This is a genomic window from Pseudomonas sp. SD17-1, assembly GCF_029201585.1.
Classification (GTDB): Bacteria; Pseudomonadota; Gammaproteobacteria; order Pseudomonadales; family Pseudomonadaceae; genus Aquipseudomonas; species Aquipseudomonas palmensis.
The window spans coordinates 4,013,245-4,033,735 of the sequence record NZ_CP104044.1 but is presented as its reverse complement, the minus strand read 5'-3'; the positions used below and the strand labels follow the sequence as shown (position 1 = coordinate 4,033,735).

Annotated in this window: 16 protein-coding genes; 11 read left to right on the top strand and 5 right to left on the bottom strand. The window is 63.1% G+C overall.

Features of this window, described 5'->3' with window-relative positions:
- Window positions 1–18: 18 nt before the first annotated feature.
- From N0B28_RS18250 to N0B28_RS18240, 3 genes are read right to left on the bottom strand one after another with little or no spacing between them, the layout of a single operon-like run.
- A complete protein-coding gene (locus N0B28_RS18250) occupies window positions 19–729 on the bottom strand; it encodes a FadR/GntR family transcriptional regulator (protein WP_078479584.1) in 711 nt (236 codons plus the stop codon).
- Window positions 730–785: 56 nt separating this feature from the next.
- On the bottom strand, window positions 786–1,553 hold the full coding sequence (locus N0B28_RS18245; protein ID WP_054916211.1) for an amidohydrolase family protein: 768 nt from the start codon (window positions 1,551–1,553) through the stop codon (window positions 786–788).
- A gap of 18 nt (window positions 1,554–1,571) precedes the next feature.
- Window positions 1,572–1,925, bottom strand: a complete 354-nt coding sequence (locus N0B28_RS18240) for a hypothetical protein (RefSeq protein ID WP_043864617.1) — start codon at window positions 1,923–1,925, stop codon at window positions 1,572–1,574.
- Window positions 1,926–2,173: 248 nt separating this feature from the next.
- On the opposite strand from N0B28_RS18240, the gene N0B28_RS18235 reads away from it, so the two are divergent.
- Window positions 2,174–7,039, top strand: coding sequence for an NAD-glutamate dehydrogenase (locus tag N0B28_RS18235; protein WP_116055061.1), 4,866 nt, complete (start codon window positions 2,174–2,176; stop codon window positions 7,037–7,039).
- 90 nt (window positions 7,040–7,129) lie between these two features.
- Here N0B28_RS18235 and N0B28_RS18230 read toward each other — a convergent pair whose 3' ends face one another.
- On the bottom strand, window positions 7,130–7,948 hold the full coding sequence (locus N0B28_RS18230) for a pyruvate, water dikinase regulatory protein (RefSeq protein ID WP_043864615.1): 819 nt from the start codon (window positions 7,946–7,948) through the stop codon (window positions 7,130–7,132).
- A gap of 177 nt (window positions 7,949–8,125) precedes the next feature.
- On the opposite strand from N0B28_RS18230, the gene ppsA reads away from it, so the two are divergent.
- The 9 genes from ppsA (at window position 8,126) to N0B28_RS18185 (ending at window position 17,391) form a co-directional block, all read left to right on the top strand.
- Entirely contained in the window at window positions 8,126–10,501 is a 2,376-nt protein-coding gene (gene ppsA / locus N0B28_RS18225) for a phosphoenolpyruvate synthase (protein ID WP_043864614.1), read from the top strand.
- A gap of 108 nt (window positions 10,502–10,609) precedes the next feature.
- A complete protein-coding gene (locus tag N0B28_RS18220) occupies window positions 10,610–11,602 on the top strand; it encodes an alpha/beta fold hydrolase (protein ID WP_275727937.1) in 993 nt (330 codons plus the stop codon).
- Between the two features lie 91 nt (window positions 11,603–11,693).
- Window positions 11,694–12,182: a ribonuclease E activity regulator RraA gene (rraA, locus tag N0B28_RS18215; protein WP_043864612.1), complete on the top strand. Its 489-nt coding sequence runs from the start codon at window positions 11,694–11,696 to the stop codon at window positions 12,180–12,182.
- A gap of 27 nt (window positions 12,183–12,209) precedes the next feature.
- Window positions 12,210–13,205 (top strand): zinc transporter ZntB, encoded by a 996-nt coding sequence (locus tag N0B28_RS18210; protein ID WP_058541340.1) that lies wholly within the window; start codon window positions 12,210–12,212, stop codon window positions 13,203–13,205.
- A 92-nt stretch (window positions 13,206–13,297) separates the two neighbouring features.
- Window positions 13,298–13,552, top strand: a complete 255-nt coding sequence (locus N0B28_RS18205) for a CrfX protein (protein ID WP_173925061.1) — start codon at window positions 13,298–13,300, stop codon at window positions 13,550–13,552.
- Window positions 13,553–13,554: 2 nt separating this feature from the next.
- Window positions 13,555–14,379 (top strand): mechanosensitive ion channel domain-containing protein, encoded by an 825-nt coding sequence (locus tag N0B28_RS18200; protein WP_043864609.1) that lies wholly within the window; start codon window positions 13,555–13,557, stop codon window positions 14,377–14,379.
- Between the two features lie 88 nt (window positions 14,380–14,467).
- Complete coding sequence (gene sigX / locus N0B28_RS18195) at window positions 14,468–15,058, top strand: RNA polymerase sigma factor SigX (protein WP_026001337.1); 591 nt, start codon at window positions 14,468–14,470, stop codon at window positions 15,056–15,058.
- 109 nt (window positions 15,059–15,167) lie between these two features.
- Window positions 15,168–16,211, top strand: a complete 1,044-nt coding sequence (locus N0B28_RS18190; RefSeq protein ID WP_043864608.1) for an OmpA family protein — start codon at window positions 15,168–15,170, stop codon at window positions 16,209–16,211.
- A gap of 154 nt (window positions 16,212–16,365) precedes the next feature.
- Window positions 16,366–17,391, top strand: a complete 1,026-nt coding sequence (locus tag N0B28_RS18185) for a quinone-dependent dihydroorotate dehydrogenase (protein ID WP_275727915.1) — start codon at window positions 16,366–16,368, stop codon at window positions 17,389–17,391.
- Window positions 17,392–17,485: 94 nt separating this feature from the next.
- Here the strand turns inward: N0B28_RS18185 and N0B28_RS18180 are convergent, their stop codons facing one another.
- Window positions 17,486–17,701 (bottom strand): ribosome modulation factor, encoded by a 216-nt coding sequence (locus N0B28_RS18180; RefSeq protein WP_078479587.1) that lies wholly within the window; start codon window positions 17,699–17,701, stop codon window positions 17,486–17,488.
- Window positions 17,702–18,241: 540 nt separating this feature from the next.
- On the opposite strand from N0B28_RS18180, the gene rlmKL reads away from it, so the two are divergent.
- Window positions 18,242–20,440: a bifunctional 23S rRNA (guanine(2069)-N(7))-methyltransferase RlmK/23S rRNA (guanine(2445)-N(2))-methyltransferase RlmL gene (gene rlmKL, locus N0B28_RS18175; protein ID WP_078479588.1), complete on the top strand. Its 2,199-nt coding sequence runs from the start codon at window positions 18,242–18,244 to the stop codon at window positions 20,438–20,440.
- The last annotated feature ends 51 nt before the right edge of the window (window positions 20,441–20,491 follow it).

Genomic DNA, 20,491 nt, shown 5'->3' with positions numbered 1-20,491 from the left:
GCGCCCGTCACGTGATGTTCATTCCATGGCTGGCAGGTCCAGCTTCAGGCGCTTGGCCGAGGCCCGCAGGTGCGCTTCGGCGCAGGCCGCGGCGCGGTGGCGGTCACCGTCGGCAATCGCCTGGTACAGCGCCTGGTGTTCGCGATTGGCGTCGGCCGAGCCGCCCACCGAATGCGCCGCCGAGTTCTCCCACGCGGTCTTGCGCGCGGCAGCCAGCTGGCCGCGCAGAAAGTCATGGAAGGCGACGAAGTAGTCGTTCTTGCTGGCTTCGGCAATTGCGCGGTGAAACTCCACGTCGGCAGCCGCCGCCACGTCGAACTGGCTGCGCTTGTCGATCATTTCCTGCAGGGCCTTGGCCATGCGCGCCAGGTCTGCCTGGTCGCGGCGCTGGGCGGCAATCGAAGCGGCCTGGGTTTCGATCCACAGGCGCACTTCGAACATCTGCACCAGGTCGGCACTGCGCCCGTTGTTGCTGGGGAAGCGGAACACCGTGCCGGTCGGATTCTGCGAAATGTACGAGCCCAGCCCGCGCCGGGCGATCAGTACGCCATCGGCCTTGAGCTGGGAGATCGCCTCGCGCACCACCGAGCGGCTGACATTCAGCTGTTCGGCCAGTTGCTGCTCGGTGGGCAGGCGTGCTTCGGCAGCCAGGCGCCCCGAGTCGATCTCGGTGCGGATGGCGCTGACGACGCGTTCCACCAGGGTGTCGGGGCGTTGAAGCTCGAGCATGAAGGATAAAGCCAGTAGGTCAGGTTGTCAGACAATGCCCGTGCAGCCGCATGTTGTCAAGAATGTGCCTGGGGTTGCAGGCGATAGAACGCCCGTGCGTTACCCCACAGCACGCGCTCGACACTGGCGCTGCCCAGCGTGTGGCGGATCAGCTGGATATCGGCCGGGTCGAACGGGCGCGGTGCGCGGGTGGAGGGCAGGTCGCTGCCGAACATCAGGGCGTGGGGGTTGGCGGCATCGATGTCGCGCAAGGCAGCGGCCACATCGAAATCGACCCGGCCAAAGCCGCAGGCCTTGATGCGCACACCTGCCTCGGCCAGTTGCAGCAGCGCCGGCAGGCCGTCGCGGCGCAGGCCCAGGTGATCGATGCTTACCGCCGGCAAGCGGCGCAGCAGCGGGGTCAGCTCGCCCAGCTCGCGCGAATCGACGTACAGCTCGACGTGCCAGCCGGCCAGTTCGAACACGCGCAGGGCCATGGCTTCGAGCTGATCGGCCTGCGCCGAGCCGCCGCGCTTGAGGTTGAAGCGCAGTGCACGCACGCCGGCGGCATCCAGCGCGAGCAGCTCGGCATCGCTGATGCCGGCCGGCACCTGGGTCACCCCCACGTAGCCTGGGCCCAGCTGTTTCAAGGCGGCCAGCAGGTAGCCCTGGTCGAAGGCCTGGAACGAACCCGACACCACCGCGCCGCCGCAGATGCCCAGCGGCGTGACGGCCGCCAGGTAGTCTTCGGTGGTGAAGGCCTCGGGCAGGTAGCCGTTGTTGGGCACCAGCGCGAAGCGCGGGTCGATGATGTGGCAGTGGGCGTCGAAGATCGGCTGGGGCATGGGGGCTCCTTGACGGGGTTACAGCTCGCTGACGTAGGTGCCGGTGCCCTTGAGGATGTTCTGCAGGGTCTGCTCGACTTCGGCGAGGTCGGTGCCGTCGCTGCTGAGGGTGATTTCCAGATGATCGGCGCCGTTGAACACGTCGGCGTCTCCCGGTGCCACTTCGATCAGCAGGCGCCTGGCACTGAGGGTGACCTTGATGCCGTCCAGTGTGCTCGGTTCGTCATCCAGGGTGATGTCCACCGTGTCTTCGTCCGGGTAGCGGGTCATGAGGAACATCTGGCCCTTGTCGCTGTGGCAGCACAGGGTGGCCATGTTGTCTTCTTCATCATCGCAGGGGGTGGCGAAGAGCAGGGGGGTGGTCAGTTGCATGGACGGCTCGGTGGTCAAGAAGTGAAACGCGAGTGTGCCAGTCTTCGGTCAATGGATAAATCGCCGCCTGCCGCTGATTGACCGAATATGTCGCAGCATCGCAAGCAGGGGTGACCGGCCAGTCGTTAAGCTGCCCTGTCGATGGACAACCCGACGACACCCAGCGTGTGGTTGGCTATGGTTGATCCGAGCATGACGGCATGTGCGCGACGCTTCACTCAATAACAAGCCCAAGCGGAGTACCACAGATGGCGTTTTTCACCGCAGCCAGCAAAGCCGACTTCCAGCATCAACTGCAGGCGGCCCTGGCGCAGCACATCGGGGAACAGGCACTGCCACAAGTGGCGCTGTTTGCCGAGCAGTTCTTTGGCATCATCTCTCTTGACGAATTGACCCAGCGTCGCCTCTCCGACCTGGCCGGCTGCACCCTCTCGGCCTGGCGCATCATCGAACGCTTCGACCACACCGAACCCCAGGTTCGGGTCTACAACCCCGATTACGAACGCCACGGCTGGCAGTCCACCCACACGGCCGTGGAAGTGCTGCACCATGACCTGCCGTTTCTGGTCGACTCGGTGCGTACCGAGCTCAACCGCCGCGGCTACAGCATCCATACCCTGCAGACCACCGTGCTCAGCGTGCGTCGCGGGGCCAAGGGCGAGCTGCTGGAGATTCTGCCCAAGGGCACCCAGGGTGAGGGCATCCTGCAGGAATCGCTGATGTACTTGGAGATCGACCGCTGCGCCAATGCCGCCGAGCTCAACCTGCTGGCCCGCGAGTTGGAGCAGGTGCTGGCCGAAGTGCGCGTGGTGGTGGCCGATTTCGAGCCGATGAAGGCCAAGGTGCGCGAGCTGCTCGAGCTGATCGACCACACGGCCTACGCCCCGGCCGCTGCCGAGAAGGACGAGGTCAAGAGCTTCCTGCAATGGCTGGTGAGCAACCATTTCACCTTCCTGGGCTACGAAGAGTTCGTGGTCAAGGCCGACGCCCAGGGCGGCCAGCTGGAGTATGACGAGCAGTCCTTCCTCGGCCTGACCCGCCGCCTGCGCAGCGGCCTCAGCGCCGACGACCTGCGCATCGAAGACTACGCCGTCAATTACCTCAACGAGCCGCTGCTGCTGTCGTTCGCCAAGGCCGCGCACCCCAGCCGCGTGCACCGCCCGGCCTACCCGGACTACGTGTCGATCCGCCAGCTGGACGCCGACGGCAAGGTGATCAAGGAATGCCGCTTCATGGGCCTGTACACCTCGTCGGTGTATGGCGAAAGTGTGCGGGTGATCCCGTACATTCGCGGCAAGGTCGCCGAAGTGGAGCGCCGTTCGGGCTTCGACGCCAAGGCCCACCTGGGCAAGGAGCTGGCCCAGGTACTCGAGGTGCTGCCGCGCGACGACCTGTTCCAGACCCCGGTGGACGAGCTGTTCAGCACCGTGATGTCGATCGTGCAGATCCAGGAGCGCAACAAGATTCGCGTGTTCCTGCGCAAGGACCCCTACGGGCGCTTCTGCTACTGCCTGGCCTATGTGCCGCGCGACATCTATTCCACCGAGGTGCGCCAGAAGATCCAGCAGGTGCTGATGGAGCGCCTGAAGGCCAGCGACTGCGAGTTCTGGACCTTCTTCTCCGAGTCGGTGCTGGCCCGCGTGCAACTGATTCTGCGAGTCGACCCGAAAAACCGCATCGACATCGACCCCCAGCAGCTGGAAAACGAAGTGGTGCAGGCCTGCCGTTCGTGGCAGGACGACTATGCCAGCCTGACCGTCGAGAGCTTCGGCGAGGCCCAGGGCACCAATGTGCTGGCCGACTTCCCCAAAGGCTTCCCGGCTGGCTACCGCGAGCGCTTTGCCGCGCATTCGGCGGTGGTGGACATGCAGCACCTGCTGACCCTGTCCGACAGCAAGCCGCTGGTGATGAGCTTCTACCAGCCGCTCACCCAGGCCGGCAAACAGCAGCTGCACTGCAAGCTGTACCACGCCGACACCCCGCTGGCGCTGTCGGACGTGCTGCCGATCCTGGAAAACCTGGGCCTGCGCGTACTGGGCGAGTTCCCGTACCGCCTTCGCCACAGCAATGGCCGCGAATTCTGGATTCATGACTTTGCCTTCACCTACAGCGAAGGCCTGAACCTGGATATCCAGCAGCTCAACGACACCCTGCAGGACGCCTTCGTGCACATCGTCAACGGCGACGCCGAAAACGATGCGTTCAACCGTCTGGTGCTGACCGCCGGCCTGCCGTGGCGCGACGTGGCGCTGCTGCGCGCCTATGCCCGCTACCTCAAGCAGATTCGCCTGGGCTTCGACCTGGGCTACATCGCCAGCACCCTGAACAACCATACCGACATCGCCCGCGAGCTGACCCGGCTGTTCAAGACCCGCTTCTACCTGGCGCGCAAGCTGGCCGGGGATGACCTGGACGACAAGCAGCAACGCCTGGAACAGGCGATCCTGACCGCGCTGGACGACGTGCAGGTGCTCAACGAAGACCGCATCCTGCGTCGCTACCTGGACCTGATCAAGGCCACCCTGCGCACCAACTTCTACCAGACCGACGCCAATGGCCAGGCCAAGTCGTACTTCAGCTTCAAGTTCAACCCAAGGCTGATTCCCGAGCTGCCCAAGCCGGTGCCCAAGTTCGAGATCTTCGTGTATTCGCCGCGGGTCGAGGGCGTGCACCTGCGCTTTGGCAACGTGGCACGCGGCGGGCTGCGCTGGTCGGACCGCGAAGAGGACTTCCGTACCGAAGTGCTGGGCCTGGTGAAGGCGCAGCAGGTGAAGAACTCGGTGATCGTGCCGGTGGGCGCCAAGGGTGGCTTCCTGCCGCGCCGGCTGCCGCTGGGCGGCAGCCGCGACGATATCCAGGCCGAAGGCATCGCCTGCTACCGCATCTTCATTTCCGGCCTGCTGGACATTACCGACAACCTCAAGGATGGCGTGCTGGTGCCGCCGGTCAACGTGGTGCGTCACGACGATGACGACCCGTACCTGGTGGTGGCGGCCGACAAGGGCACCGCGACCTTCTCGGACATCGCCAACGGCATCGCCATCGACTACGGCTTCTGGCTGGGCGACGCCTTTGCCTCGGGCGGTTCGGCCGGCTACGACCACAAGAAGATGGGGATTACCGCCCGTGGTGCGTGGGTTGGCGTGCAGCGCCATTTCCGCGAGCGTGGCATCAACGTGCAGCAGGACCCGATCACCGTGGTCGGTGTGGGCGACATGGCCGGCGACGTGTTCGGCAACGGCCTGCTGATGTCAGACAAGCTGCAACTGGTGGCCGCCTTCAACCACCTGCATATCTTCATCGACCCGAACCCGGAGCCTGCCAGTAGCTTTGCCGAGCGCAAGCGCCTGTTCGACCTGCCGCGGTCGGCCTGGAGCGACTACGACACCAGCATCATGTCCGAAGGTGGCGGGATCTTCTCGCGCAGTGCCAAGAGCATCGCCATCAGCCCGCAGATGAAGGAACGCTTTGCCATCGAGGCCGACAAGCTGACCCCGACCGAGCTGCTCAATGCGCTGCTCAAGGCGCCGGTCGACCTGCTGTGGAACGGCGGCATCGGCACCTACGTCAAGTCCAGCGAAGAGAGCCACGCCGATGTGGGCGACAAGGCCAACGACGCGTTGCGCGTGGACGGCAACGAGCTGCGCTGCAAGGTGGTGGGCGAGGGCGGCAACCTGGGCATGACCCAGCTGGGTCGGGTCGAGTTCGGCCTCAACGGCGGCGCGACCAACACCGACTTCATCGACAACGCCGGTGGCGTGGACTGCTCCGACCACGAGGTCAACATCAAGATCCTGCTCAACGAGGTGGTGCAGGCCGGTGACATGACCGAGAAGCAGCGCAACCAGTTGCTGGGCAGCATGACCGACGAAGTGTCTGCGCTGGTGCTGGGCAACAACTACAAGCAGACCCAGGCACTGTCGCTGGCGGCGCGCCGGGCGCGTGAGCGGATTTCCGAGTACAAGCGCCTGATGGCCGACCTGGAAAGTCGCGGCAAGCTGGACCGGGCCATCGAGTTCCTGCCTACCGAAGAGCAACTGGCCGAGCGCATTGCGGCCAACCAGGGCCTGACCCGGGCCGAGCTGTCGGTGCTGATCTCGTACAGCAAGATCGACCTCAAGGAAGCCCTGCTGCAGTCGCTGGTGCCGGATGACGACTATCTGACCCGCGACATGGAGACGGCCTTCCCGCCGTCGCTGGTGAACAAGTTCGCCGAGGCCATGCGTCGCCATCGCCTCAAGCGCGAGATCGTCAGCACCCAGATCGCCAACGACCTGGTCAACAACATGGGCATCACCTTCGTGCAGCGGCTCAAGGAGTCCACGGGCATGAGCCCGGCGAACGTGGCCGGTGCCTACGTGATCGTGCGCGACATCTTCCACCTGCCGCACTGGTTCCGCCAGATCGAGGCGCTGGACTACCTGGTGCCCGCCGAAGTGCAGCTGACGCTGATGGACGAGCTGATGCGCCTGGGCCGCCGGGCCACGCGCTGGTTCCTGCGCAGCCGTCGCAACGAGCAGGATGCCGGGCGTGATGTGGCCCACTTCGGGCCCAAGATCGCGGCGCTGGGGCTCAAGCTGGACGAACTGCTGGAGGGGCCGACCCGCGAGCGCTGGATGACCCGCTACCAGGGCTTCGTCGAAGCCGGCGTGCCGGAGCTGCTGGCGCGCATGGTGGCTGGCACTACGCACCTGTACACCCTGTTGCCGATCATCGAGGCTTCCGATGTGACCGGCCAGGACCCGGCCGAGGTGGCCAAGGCGTTCTTCGCCGTGGGCAGCGCGCTGGACCTGACCTGGTACCTGCAGGAAATCAGCAACCTGCCGGTGGAGAACAACTGGCAGGCACTGGCACGTGAAGCGTTTCGCGATGACATCGACCTGCAGCAGCGCGCCATCACCATCTCCGTGTTGCAGATGGTCGATGCGCCTGCCGACATGGATGCGCGTGTAGCCTTGTGGCTGGCGCAGCATGCGGTGATGGTGGAGCGCTGGCGCGCGATGCTCGATGAGCTGCGTGCGGCCACCGGCACCGATTACGCCATGTATGCGGTGGCCAACCGCGAGCTGGTTGACCTGGCGCTGAGCGGGCAGTCGGCGGCGGTGCCGTCGTGAGTGTGTAGCAGGTAAAAAGAAGCCCCGGCCTGTGCCGGGGCTTTCTTTTGGTGGGGTGGGCCGTTGCGCCGGCAAGGCCGGCCGGGCGGCTTACTTGAAGCGCCGCTCCACGCCTTTCTCCACCAGGATCTTGGCGGATATCTCTTCCACCGAAAAATGCGTGGAGTTGATGTTGGGAATGTTCTCGCGCCGGAACAGGTTCTCCACTTCGCGCACCTCGAACTCGCACTGGGCAAAGCTGGCGTAGCGGCTGTTGGGCTTGCGCTCGTGGCGAATGGCAGTGAGGCGGTCGGGGTCGATGGTCAGGCCGAACAGCTTGTGCTGGTGGTTCTTCAAGGCCGGTGGCAGCTGCAGGCGCTCCATGTCGTCTTCGGTCAGCGGGTAGTTGGCTGCGCGAATGCCGAACTGCATGGCCATGTACAGGCAGGTGGGGGTCTTGCCGCAGCGCGATACGCCCACCAGGATCAGGTCGGCCTTGTCGTAGTAGTGGGTGCGCGCACCGTCGTCGTTGTCCAGGGCGAAGTTCACCGCCTCGATGCGCTCCATGTAGTTGGAGTTGCCGCCGATCGAGTGCGATTTGCCCACCGAATACGACGAATGGGCGGTCAGCTCCTGTTCCAGCGGCGCCAGGAAGGTCGAGAAGATGTCGATCATGAAGCCGTTGGAGGTAGCCAGGATCTCGCGGATATCCTGGTTGACGATGGTGTCGAAGATGATCGGGCGCACGCCGTCGCGTTCTGCGGCGGTATTGATTTGCTGTACCATGGTGCGCGCTTTGTCCACGGTGTCGATGTACGGTCGCGTGAACTTGTTGAACCCGATGCTCTCGAATTGTGCCAACAAGCTTTGTCCCAGCGTTTCGGCAGTGATGCCGGTGCCGTCGGAAATAAAGAAAGCAGATCGTTTCATTTGCGCCTTGGGCCTTAAGCTGGTGACGATTCTTGGATATGATACGTTCGGTTTGCCGAACATCCCTGGTCGGCATTCTCACTTATTTTCCAGGTCCAGGCCACAAACGCCCGGTACGGTCACAGCGAACTGACCGGCGTCATGAGCTTTTCCAACACAGTTAGTGGAGAGATCACCTTGGTAGAGTACGTAGTTTCCCTCGATAAGCTCGGCGTCCATGATGTAGAGCATGTGGGGGGCAAGAACGCATCCCTCGGAGAGATGATCAGTAATCTCGCGGGCGCCGGTGTATCGGTCCCCGGCGGCTTTGCCACTACGGCTCAGGCGTACCGTGACTTTCTCGAGCAGAGCGGCCTGAACGCCCAGATCCATGCCGCCCTCGACGCGCTGGATGTGGATGACGTCAATGCCCTGGCCCGCACCGGCGCACAGATCCGCCAGTGGATCATGGAAGCCGAATTCCCCGAGCGGCTGAACACCGAAATCCGTACCGCCTTCGCCGAAATGTCCCAGGGCAACCCGAACATGGCTGTCGCCGTGCGTTCCTCGGCCACTGCCGAAGACCTGCCGGATGCCTCGTTTGCCGGGCAGCAGGAAACCTTCCTGAACATCCGCGGCGTGGACAACGTGATCCGCGCGGCCAAGGAAGTGTTCGCCTCGCTGTTCAACGACCGCGCCATTTCCTACCGCGTGCACCAGGGCTTCGACCACAAGCTGGTGGCCCTGTCGGCCGGCGTGCAGCGCATGGTGCGTTCAGAAACCGGCACCGCCGGCGTGATGTTCACCCTGGACACCGAGTCGGGTTTCCGTGACGTGGTGTTCATCACCGGCGCCTACGGCCTGGGCGAAACCGTCGTGCAGGGCGCAGTCAACCCCGACGAATTCTACGTGCACAAGGGCACCCTGCAAGCCGGGCGCCCGGCCATCCTGCGCCGCAACCTGGGCAGCAAGGCCATCAAGATGATCTACGGCGACGAGGCCAAGGCCGGTCGTTCGGTCAAGACCGTCGATGTCGACAAGGCTGACCGCACCCGTTTCTGCCTGAGCGACGAAGAGGTCAGCGAGCTGGCCAAGCAGGCCATGATCATCGAGCAGCACTACAAGTGCCCGATGGACATCGAGTGGGCCAAGGACGGTGACGACGGCAAGCTATACATCGTGCAGGCGCGCCCTGAAACCGTGAAGAGCCGCGCCCAGGCCAACGTCATGGAGCGCTACCTGCTCAAGGAAACCGGCACCGTGCTGGTGGAAGGCCGTGCCATCGGCCAGCGCATCGGCGCCGGCAAGGTGCGGATCATCAAGGACGTGTCGGAGATGGACAAGGTCCAGCCCGGCGACGTGCTGGTGTCCGACATGACCGACCCGGACTGGGAACCGGTGATGAAGCGCGCCAGCGCCATCGTCACCAACCGTGGCGGGCGTACCTGCCACGCCGCGATCATTGCCCGTGAACTGGGCATTCCGGCGGTGGTCGGGTGCGGCAACGCCACCCAGCTGCTCAAGGATGGCCAGGGCGTGACCGTGTCGTGCGCCGAAGGCGATACCGGCTTCATCTTCGAAGGCGAGCTGGGCTTCGACATTCGCCAGAACTCGGTAGATGCCATGCCCGACCTGCCGTTCAAGATCATGATGAACGTCGGCAACCCGGATCGCGCATTCGATTTTGCCCAGCTGCCCAACGCCGGTGTCGGCCTGGCGCGCCTGGAATTCATCATCAACCGCATGATCGGCGTGCACCCCAAGGCACTGCTCAACTATGCCGGCCTGCCGGCCGAGCTTAAGGAAAGCGTCGACAAGCGCATTGCCGGCTACGGCGATCCGGTCGGTTTCTACGTCGAGAAGCTGGTCGAGGGCATCAGCACCCTGGCCGCAGCGTTCTGGCCGAAGAAGGTCATCGTGCGCCTGTCGGACTTCAAGTCCAACGAGTACGCCAACCTGATCGGCGGCAAGCTGTACGAGCCGGAAGAAGAAAACCCGATGCTGGGCTTCCGTGGCGCCTCGCGCTACATCAGCGAATCGTTCCGTGACTGCTTCGAGCTCGAGTGCCGTGCACTCAAGCGCGTGCGCGACGAAATGGGCCTGACCAACGTCGAGATCATGGTGCCGTTCGTACGGACCCTGGGCGAAGCCAGCCAGGTGGTCGACCTGCTGGCCGAGAACGGCCTGGGCCGTGGCGTCAACGGCCTGCGTGTGATCATGATGTGCGAGCTGCCCTCCAACGCGATCCTGGCCGATGAGTTCCTCGAGTACTTCGACGGGTTCTCCATCGGGTCCAACGACCTGACCCAGCTGACCCTGGGCCTGGACCGCGACTCCGGCATCATTGCGCACCTGTTCGACGAGCGTAACCCTGCGGTCAAGAAGCTGCTGGCCAACGCCATCCAGGCCTGCAACAAGGCCGGCAAGTACATCGGTATCTGCGGCCAGGGCCCTTCCGACCACCCTGACCTGGCCAAGTGGCTGATGGAGCAGGGCATCGAAAGCGTCTCGCTGAACCCTGACTCGGTGCTCGAAACCTGGTTCTTCCTGGCCGAGGGCCAGGCCCAGGCCTGATGCGCTGAAGAGGAGCGGCCGCCAGCCAGGAGGCGTCGGGCGGCCGCTTCAACGGATTTTCAGGGCGTGATCCAGTGATGGGCTCGCCCTTTTTTGTGCAAGTAACCTATGCAAAGCAGCAGTACTCTTTTTCCCGTTGCCCTGCTCAGTGCCGAGCGGCGCGGCGACCTCAGCGAAGATGTGTATCGGCTCAAGGCCGGCAACAGCCCCGACCGTACGGTCGAGCTGGCGCTGACACGCCTTGGCATGGCCGACCAGAGCGAGGTGCGCGGTGCCCCGGTCATCCTGTTGCATGGCAGCTTTTCCAACCGGCGCTTCTGGTTCTCGCCGCGCGGTATCGGCCTGGGCGCGACCCTGGCACGCGCCGGTTTCGACGTGTGGATACCGGAAATGCGCGGCCATGGGCTGTCACCCCGCAACCGCGACTACCGCCACAACCGTGTGGCGGACTATGCCCGTTACGATCTGCCGGCAATTGCCGCGTTCGTGTGCGAGGTGAGCGGGCGCACCCCGCACTGGCTTGGCCACTCGCTGGGCGGTACCACGCTGGCGGCAGCATTGGGCGGGGCTTACCTGGCCCAGGAGCAGGTCGCCAGTGCGGCCTTTTTCGGCACCCAGGTCAGCCGAACCTACTGGCCATTGAAAATCCCACCGGTGGAGTGGGGCGGGCGCCTGCTGCTCAGGCGCTTTGCACACCTGTCAGGTTCGCGGCTCAAGCGCGGGCCCGAAGATGAGCCCATCGGCCTGGCGCTGGAAAGCATGCGCTGGTTCGGCCTGTTCGGACGCTTTGGCGACAAGCAGAGCGACTGGTGGGCCGGGCTTGCCGAGGTGCGCGTGCCGGTGCTGGCGGTGGCTGGGGCCGCAGATCACCAGGACCCGGTGTGGGCCTGTCGCAAGTTGTTCGAGCAAATAGGCAGCGAGCACAAGCGTTTCGTGCGGCTGGGGCGCGAGGAAGGCTTCGACAATTTCGGTCATGTCGATATGCTGGTCAGCAAACCGGCCCAGGCCCAGGTGTGGCCGCTGGTGGAGCGCTGGCTGAGCGACCCGCAGGCCATGCTGGCCCCGGCCGAGACAGGTGACCCGCAGCCCGTCGGCGTGTAGCCTTGGTTAAACGCCGGTGCGCCGGCTTCGTCTTTTCAGTGAACGTGTGAAATCCGCCTTCCATTCAATTGGCCATCGACAGGAGTTTCCCATGCATTACCTTACCCCCGACTTGTGTGACGCCTACCCGGACCTGGTGCAGGTGCTGGAGCCGATGTTCAGCAACTTCGGCGGCCGCGATTCGTTCGGCGGTCAGATCGTCACCGTCAAGTGCTTCGAGGACAACTCGCTGGTAAAGGCGCAAGCCGACCTGGATGGCAAGGGCAAGGTGCTGGTGGTCGACGGCGGCGGTTCGCTGCGCCGGGCGCTGCTGGGTGACATGATTGCCGAGAAGGCCGCCAAGAATGGCTGGGAAGGGCTGGTGATCTACGGTTGCGTGCGTGACGTGGATGCGCTGGCGCAAACCAATCTGGGTGTGCAGGCGCTGGCCAGCCACCCGATGAAGACCGACAAGCGCGGCATTGGTGACCTGAATGTGGTGGTCACGTTCGCTGGTGTGACCTTCCGGCCGGGGGAGTACGTGTACGCTGACAACAACGGTGTCATCGTGTCGCCCAGCCCGTTGAAGATGCCCGAGTAATTTTCGCTGACGGTGCGTGGGGTAGGGATGTTCGAGGAAGAAAACGCGCAGTGGGGGCTGGTGCATGCCCTGGTACTCGATGGCAAGGGCGGTGCGCGTTCGATCGCTCGAACCGAACTGGACGATCTGCAGTTGCAGCCGGAGCAGAGCCTGTGGCTGCACTGGGATCGCAGCCACCCGCAAACCCAGACCTGGCTGCGCCATGACAGCGGCCTGAGCCCCTTCGCCTGTGACCTGCTGCTGGAGGAAAACACCCGGCCTCGCCTGGTGCCTTTACCGGATGCGCAGATGTTGCTGTTTCTGCGCGGGGTCAACCTCAACCCGGGCGCCGAACCCGAAGACATGGTGTCGGTGCGCATCTTCGCCCAGGCGCAGCGGGTGATTTCGCTGCGCCTGCGGCCGCTGCGCGCTACCGACGAGCTGCTTCAGCAACTGGACGAGGGGCGTGGCCCGACCACGGCTTCCGAGCTGTTGCTGAGCCTGGCCCAGTTGCTGACCGAAAAGGTCCAGGCGCTGGTGTCGGACCTGTCCGAAGTGGTGGATGAAGAGGAAGAAAAACTCGAATCCGACGAACGGTATGCGCCTGAGCACGGCAGCCTGCAGCAGATGCGGCGGCGCGCCGCCGGCCTGCGTCGGTTCTTGGCGCCGCAGCGGGAAATCTATGCGCAGCTGGCGCGCAACAAATGGCCATGGTTCGCGCCGGACGATGCCGACTACTGGAACGAGCTCAACAACAGCCTGATCCGCTACCTCGAAGAGCTGGAACTGACCCGCGAGCGCGTGGCGCTGGTGCTTGAAAGCGAGGACCGGCGCCTGAGCGAACGCATGAACAAGACCATGTACCGCTTCGGAATCATCACCTGTATCTTCCTGCCCATGAGCTTTCTGACCGGCTTGCTGGGCATCAACGTGGGGGGCATTCCGGGTTCGGAAAACCCCTATGGCTTCCTTTATGCCAGCTTGCTGGTGCTCGTGCTGGCCCTGGGCCAATGGTGGCTGTTTCGCCGTCTTCGCTGGGTATAGGGGCACTTTCTTGAAGTTTCCTACAACATTTGCGCAGATTGTTCATGTGACCCGCCCTATGAGCGTCTCGTCTTTGACAGACATTGCGCGAGGTGCCCATGCACGATCCGTTTGAAGAATCCCTGCGGGACCTGCTCAAGGCCTCGCCGTCCGGCAAAGACCGCGACGACGACGCCTGCCTGGGCCGGGTCCTCAAGACCGCCAACCGTCAGGTCGGCGCGGGCGATCTGTTCAGCCTGCTCGGCCGTTGGAGCCAGGCGCTGATGATCGCCGTGAACAATGGCTCGGCGCATGTCGCGCCGGTGCGTCGTAACGCTTCTGCCCGTAAAGCTGATAAGGCTGATTGATTATGGAACTTGATCTCTGGACCCAGAGCCTGGTGGCGGCGATGACCGCCTTGTGGACCAAAGTCGCCAACTTCATCCCCAACCTGTTTGGGGCGCTGGTGGTGGTGCTGCTGGGCTTTGTGGTTGCCAAGCTGCTCGATACCCTGTTGTCCAAGCTGCTGGCCAAGCTTGGCCTGGATCGCCTGATGGGCGGCACCGGCCTGACCAAGATGCTCAGCCGGGTGGGCATCCAGGTGCCGATCTCGACGCTGATCGGCAAGATCGTCTACTGGTTCGTGCTGCTGATCTTCCTGGTTTCGGCCGCCGAATCCCTGGGGCTTGAACGTGTTTCGGCGACCCTGGACATGCTGGCGCTGTACCTGCCCAAGGTGTTTGGCGGTGCGCTGGTGCTGCTGGCCGGTGTGCTGCTGGCCCAGATCGTCAACGGCCTGGTGCGCGGTGCCGCCGAGGGCATCGGCCTGGAATACGCCGCAGGGGTCGGGCGTATCGCCCAGGGCCTGGTCATCATCATCAGCATTTCGGTGGCCATCAGCCAGTTGGAGGTCAAGACCGACCTGCTCAACCACGTGATTGTCATCGGGTTGATTACCGTTGGTCTGGCAGTTGCGCTGGCCATGGGCCTGGGCAGCCGTGAAATCGCCGGGCAGATCCTGGCTGGAATTTACGTACGTGAGCTCTATCAGGTCGGCCAGCAGGTCCAGATTGGCGAGGTCGAGGGGCAGATCGAAGAGATCGGCACGGTCAAGACGACCGTGCTCACCGACGAGGGTGAACTGGTATCGCTGTCGAACCGGATCCTCCTGGAGCAGCGGGTCAGTAGCCGCTAACCGGGCAAATCCTGCTAATGTATGCCGCCGCAAAATCGCCCAGGCAGGGCGAGCGGCGACAATGACCTGACTGTCGGCCAGATTTGTTTTGAATAAAGTTCACTCGCTGCCCATGCGTTACGACCCCCGCGAGCTCACTGATGAGGAGTTGGTGGCGCGTTCGCATGAGGAGCTTTTTCATGTTACTCGCGCCTATGAAGAGCTCATGCGGCGCTACCAGCGGACCCTTTTTAACGTGTGTGCACGTTATCTGGGGAACGATCGGGATGCTGACGATGTCTGTCAGGAGGTGATGTTGAAGGTGCTGTACGGCCTGAAGAATTTCGAAGGCAAGTCGAAATTCAAGACCTGGCTCTACAGCATCACCTACAACGAATGCATCACCCAGTACCGCAAGGAGCGGCGCAAACGTCGTTTGATGGATGCGCTAAGTCTCGATCCACTCGAGGAGGCCTCTGAAGAGAAGGCCCCCAAACCGGAAGAGAAAGGCGGGCTGGATAAATGGCTGGTTCATGTGAACCCGATCGACCGCGAAATCCTGGTGCTACGATTTGTCGCAGAGCTGGAGTTCCAGGAGATCGCCGACATCATGCACATGGGCCTGAGCGCCACGAAAATGCGCTACAAGCGTGCGCTCGACAAGCTACGCGAGAAATTTGCGGGCCTCACCGAAACTTAGTGAGTCGCAAATATCTCTAACGTATCGACAAGGTCTGCTAAACTTGTCGACGAGTTGTCCCCCGGGTTTGGTGGGACTACTTAACAATCACCAGATGGGGATTTAACGGATGAAATTGAAAAACACCTTGGGCTTGGCCATTGGTTCTTTTGTTGCCGCAACTTCCTTCGGCGCTCTGGCACAAGGCCAAGGCGCAGTCGAAATTGAAGGCAACGTCACCAAGCAGTACTACGACAGCGAGCGTAACTTCAAGAACGACGGCACCAATCCTGGTGTTCGCCTCGGTTACTTCCTGACCGACGACGTGTCCTTGGACCTGGGCTACAACGAGACTCACAACGCTCGTGGCGACGTGTTCAACAAGGACATCAAAGGTTCCAAGGCCAAGCTGGACGCCACCTACCACCTGGGTACCGTTGGTGACGCAATCCGTCCTTACGTATCGGCTGGTTTCGCTCACGAGAGCCTGGGCCAAGCTACCCGTAACGGTCGCGATCACTCCACCTTCGCCAACCTGGGCGCTGGCGCCAAGTGGTACATCACCGACAACCTGTTCGCCCGTGCTGGCGTTGAAGCGATGTACAACATCGACAACGGCAACACCGAGTGGGGCCCATCCCTGGGTCTGGGTCTGAACTTCGGTGGTAGCGGTGGCAAGGTTGCACCGACTCCTGCGCCAGCTCCAGTAGCTGAAGTCTGCTCCGACAGCGACAACGATGGCGTGTGCGACAACGTCGACAAGTGCCCTGACACCCCAGCCAACGTTACCGTTGACGCTGATGGCTGCCCGGCTGTTGCTGAAGTCGTTCGTGTAGAGCTGGACGTCAAGTTCGACTTCGACAAGTCGGTCGTCAAGCCAAACAGCTACGGCGACATCAAGAACCTGGCTGACTTCATGAAGCAGTACCCATCCACCACCACCACCGTTGAAGGTCACACTGACTCCGTCGGTCCTGACGCTTACAACCAGAAGCTGTCCGAGCGTCGTGCAAACGCCGTGAAGCAGGTTCTGACCAACCAGTACGGTGTTGAGTCGAACCGCGTTGAATCGGTTGGCTACGGTGAGACCCGTCCGGTAGCTGACAACGCCACCGAAGCTGGTCGCGCTGTCAACCGTCGCGTTGAAGCTCAAGTAGAAGCCCAAGCCAAGTAATTGGTCTGACGCTTGAGAAAAGCCCGGCTCCGGCCGGGCTTTTCTTTGCCTGCGATTTGATCGGGCGGTGGGTGCAAGGCGTACGCGGGCCTGTCTTCGTGGCGGCTGCACCGCTATAATCGCTGCCTTCCCACACCTCGAGCTAAGCCTGCCCATGTATACCCTGGCCCGCCAGCTGCTGTTCAAACTGTCCCCGGAAACCTCCCACGACCTGTCGCTGGACCTGATCGGTGCAGGTGGGCGCCTGGGCCTCAACGGGCTGTTGACCAAGGCGCCGGCGCAGTTGCCGGTAACCGTCATGGGCTTGCCGTTCGCCAACCCGGTCGGGCTGGCAGCGGGGCTGGACAAGAACGGTGCCGCCATCGACGGCTTCGCTCAACTGGGCTTCGGTTTCGTCGAGATCGGCACCGTCACCCCGCGCCCGCAGCCAGGCAATCCCAAGCCGCGGCTGTTCCGCCTGCCTGAAGCCGAGGCGATCATCAACCGCATGGGCTTCAACAACCTGGGCGTCGACCATCTGCTCGAGCGTGTGCGTGCGGCCAATTACCATGGCGTGCTGGGCATCAATATCGGCAAGAACTTCGATACCCCGGTGGAGCGGGCAGTGGACGATTACCTGATCTGCCTGGAGAAGGTCTACGGTCACGCCAGCTACGTCACCGTCAACGTCAGTTCGCCCAACACCCCGGGCCTGCGCAGCCTGCAGTTTGGCGATTCGCTCAAGCAACTGCTCCAGGCCCTGGCCGAGCGCCGTGAGGCGTTGGCCCTGACCCATGCCAAGCGCGTACCACTGGCCATCAAGATTGCCCCGGACATGAGCGATGAGGAAACCGCACAGGTGGCGTCGGCTTTGCTGGCCACTGGCATGGACGCAGTGATCGCGACCAACACCACCCTCAGCCGCGAAGGCGTGGAAGGCCTGGCGCATGCTGACGAGGCCGGTGGGCTGTCGGGCGCCCCGGTACGCGACAAGAGTACCCACACGGTGCGCATGCTGGCCGCCGAACTGGGTGGCAAGCTGCCGATCATCGCAGCAGGCGGTATCACCGAAGGCAAGCACGCCGCCGAGAAGATCGCTGCCGGTGCAAGCCTTGTGCAGATCTACTCCGGGTTCATCTACAAGGGGCCTGCGCTGATTCGCGAGTCGGTGGACGCCATCGCCGCCATGGGGCCACGCTGAGCGGGCATAAAAAAGGGCCCCTCAAAAGGGGCCCCTGGGCCGCAGCCCGCCGCTCGGATAGAGCGTGCATGGTGACTAGAATTCAGATCCTCGTTCAGCCAACGGCGTGAAGTTCGTTGAGTCTATGGATACCCGCAGTGCCGGTCATACCGTCCCAGTTGTCGCCACGTCCCTCGCGCCAGCCATTGACCCAGGCTTGGCGTACTGACGGTAGAGTAAAAGGGCAAAGCTCGCGGGATTTGCCGGTGACCCCATATTGGTAGCCACGTAAAAATGCTCTTTCCAACGGATCACGCTTAAGTCTTCTCATAGGGTGTTGCCCTCACTTGTTGACTGTAATGTCCCGTCGGCCTCGGCTGAGGCCGGGCAGAGTCGTTCTGCCGGTTATGCGCTCGCTGCCGGCGTGGCGAGCTGGAAGTGTTGCCCCGTTGCAGGACAACCTGATACGAGTTCTAACCAATGCAGGTCACAGTGTGAATGATCGTTTTGTCATAAGGACGTAACCTTTCCAAGGGTCAGGGGATAAGTAAAAAATTGCTTCAGCGGCGAAATGAAGGCAAAGCCAGCTATGATCAGGCTTTGCTCATGGCTCAGGTCAGAACGCCATCGTTGAGAATCACTTCCAACGCAGGGGCTCAAAACGACGAAGGGTCATAAAAAGCCGCAGTTTTACTAGAATTTTTCATTCTGCCGGACGATCAAAGCCTTTTTACCCTGGGGTAAATGGCCGTTGTCCGGCGGCCCGGCGCCATGTCAGCGCCATTCGAATGCCTGCTGGAAGGCGTTCGATCAAACAGCGAAGGGGCGATGCGCTTGCCTTTTCACCTATTGCTCAAGGCTTGGATTACTCATGTCGGACCGTTTCGAACTCTATCTCACCTGCCCCAAGGGCCTGGAAGGCCTGCTTGCCGAAGAAGCCCGTGGGCTGGGCCTGGAGGATGTGCGAGAGCACACCTCGGCCATTCGCGGCGAAGCCGACATGGAAACCGCCTATCGCCTGTGCCTCTGGTCGCGTCTGGGCAACCGTGTACTGCTGGTGCTCAAGCGCTTTAACATGAAGAACGCCGATGACCTGTATGACGGGGTCAACGCCGTCGACTGGCAGGATCACCTGGAAGCCACCGGCAGCCTGGCTGTGGAGTTCAGCGGACACGGCTCGGGCATCGACAACACCCACTTCGGCGCGCTCAAGGTCAAGGATGCCATCGTCGACAAGCTGCGCAATGCGGCGGGCGAGCGGCCTTCGGTAGACAAGCTCAACCCCGATCTGCGTGTGCACCTGCGCCTGGAACGCGGCGAGGCGATTCTGTCCCTGGACCTGTCCGGCCACAGCCTGCACCAGCGAGGCTACCGTCTGCAGCAGGGGGCTGCGCCACTGAAGGAAAACCTTGCCGCTGCCGTGCTGATCCGTGCCGGCTGGCCGCGTATTGCTGCCCAGGGCGGCGCGCTGGCCGACCCGATGTGCGGTGTGGGTACATTCCTGGTGGAGGCGGCGATGATTGCCGCCGATATCGCGCCGAACCTGCGCCGCGAGCGCTGGGGCTTCAGCGCCTGGCTGGGTCACGTGCCGGCGCTGTGGCGCAAGCTGCACGACGAGGCCAAGGCGCGCGCCGAAGCCGGGCTGGCACGTCCGCCGCTGTGGATCCGCGGCTACGAGGCCGATCCGCGGCTGATCCAGCCAGGGCGCAACAATGTCGAGCGTGCGGGCCTGAGCGACTGGATCAAGATCTACCAGGGCGAAGTGGGCAGCTTCGAGCCGCGTCCCGACCAGAACCAGAAGGGCCTGGTAATCTGCAACCCGCCCTACGGTGAGCGTCTGGGTGATGAAGCCAGCCTGCTGTATCTCTACCAGAACCTGGGTGAACGCCTGCGCCAGGCCTGCCTGAACTGGGAGGCGGCGGTATTCACCGGCGCGCCCGATCTGGGCAAGCGCATGGGTATTCGCAGCCACAAGCAGTACGCCTTCTGGAACGGCGCGCTGCCGTGCAAGCTGCTGTTGATCAGGGTGCAGCCCGATCAGTTCGTCACTGGCGAGCGTCGTCAGCCAGAGCGCGAGCGGGGCAGCGAGCCGAGCGAGCCCGTGGTTTCAGTCGCCAGCGAGCCGGCGCGTCTGAGCGAAGGCGGGCAGATGTTCGCCAACCGCCTGCAGAAGAACCTCAAGCAACTGGGCAAGTGGGCCAAGCGCGAGAACATAACCTGCTATCGCGTCTACGATGCCGACATGCCGGAATACGCGCTGGCCATCGACCTCTACCATGACTGGGTGCATGTTCAGGAGTACGCCGCGCCGCGCTCGATCGACCCGGAGAAAGCCCAGGCGCGTCTGTTCGATGCCCTGGCGGCGATCCCCCAGGCGCTGAACATCGACCAGAGCCGCGTGGTGATCAAGCGGCGCGAGCGGCAATCCGGCACCAAGCAGTACGAGCGTCAGAGCAGCCAGGGTCAGTTCACCGAGGTGAGCGAAGGCGGCGTCAAGCTGCTGGTCAACCTGACCGACTACCTCGATACCGGGCTGTTCCTCGACCATCGCCCGATGCGCATGCGCATCCAGCGCGAGGCGGCCGGCAAACGCTTCCTAAACCTGTTCTGCTATACCGCCACGGCCAGCGTGCATGCGGCCAAGGGTGGTGCGCGCAGCACCACCAGTGTCGACCTGTCGAAAACCTACCTGGATTGGGCGCGGCGCAACTTCTCGCTCAACGGCTTCTCGGACAAGAACCGCCTGGAGCAGGGCGACGTGATGGCGTGGCTGCAGGCCTGCCGCGAGGAGTACGAGCTGATCTTCATCGACCCGCCGACCTTCTCCAACTCCAAGCGCATGGAAGGGGTGTTCGACGTGCAGCGTGACCATGTGGAGCTACTTGACCTGGCCGTTGCGCGCCTGGCACCGGGTGGCGTGCTGTATTTCTCCAACAACTTCCGCAAGTTCCAGCTCGACGAACACCTGCAGGAGCGTTACGCGGTCGAGGAGATCACCGCCCAGACCCTGGACCCGGACTTCGCGCGCAACAGCAAGATCCACCGCGCATGGCGCATCCAGGCGCGCTGATGGCGCGCAGGATGTGATCAGGCGTGTGGGGGGTGGCTACCTTGCAGCCAC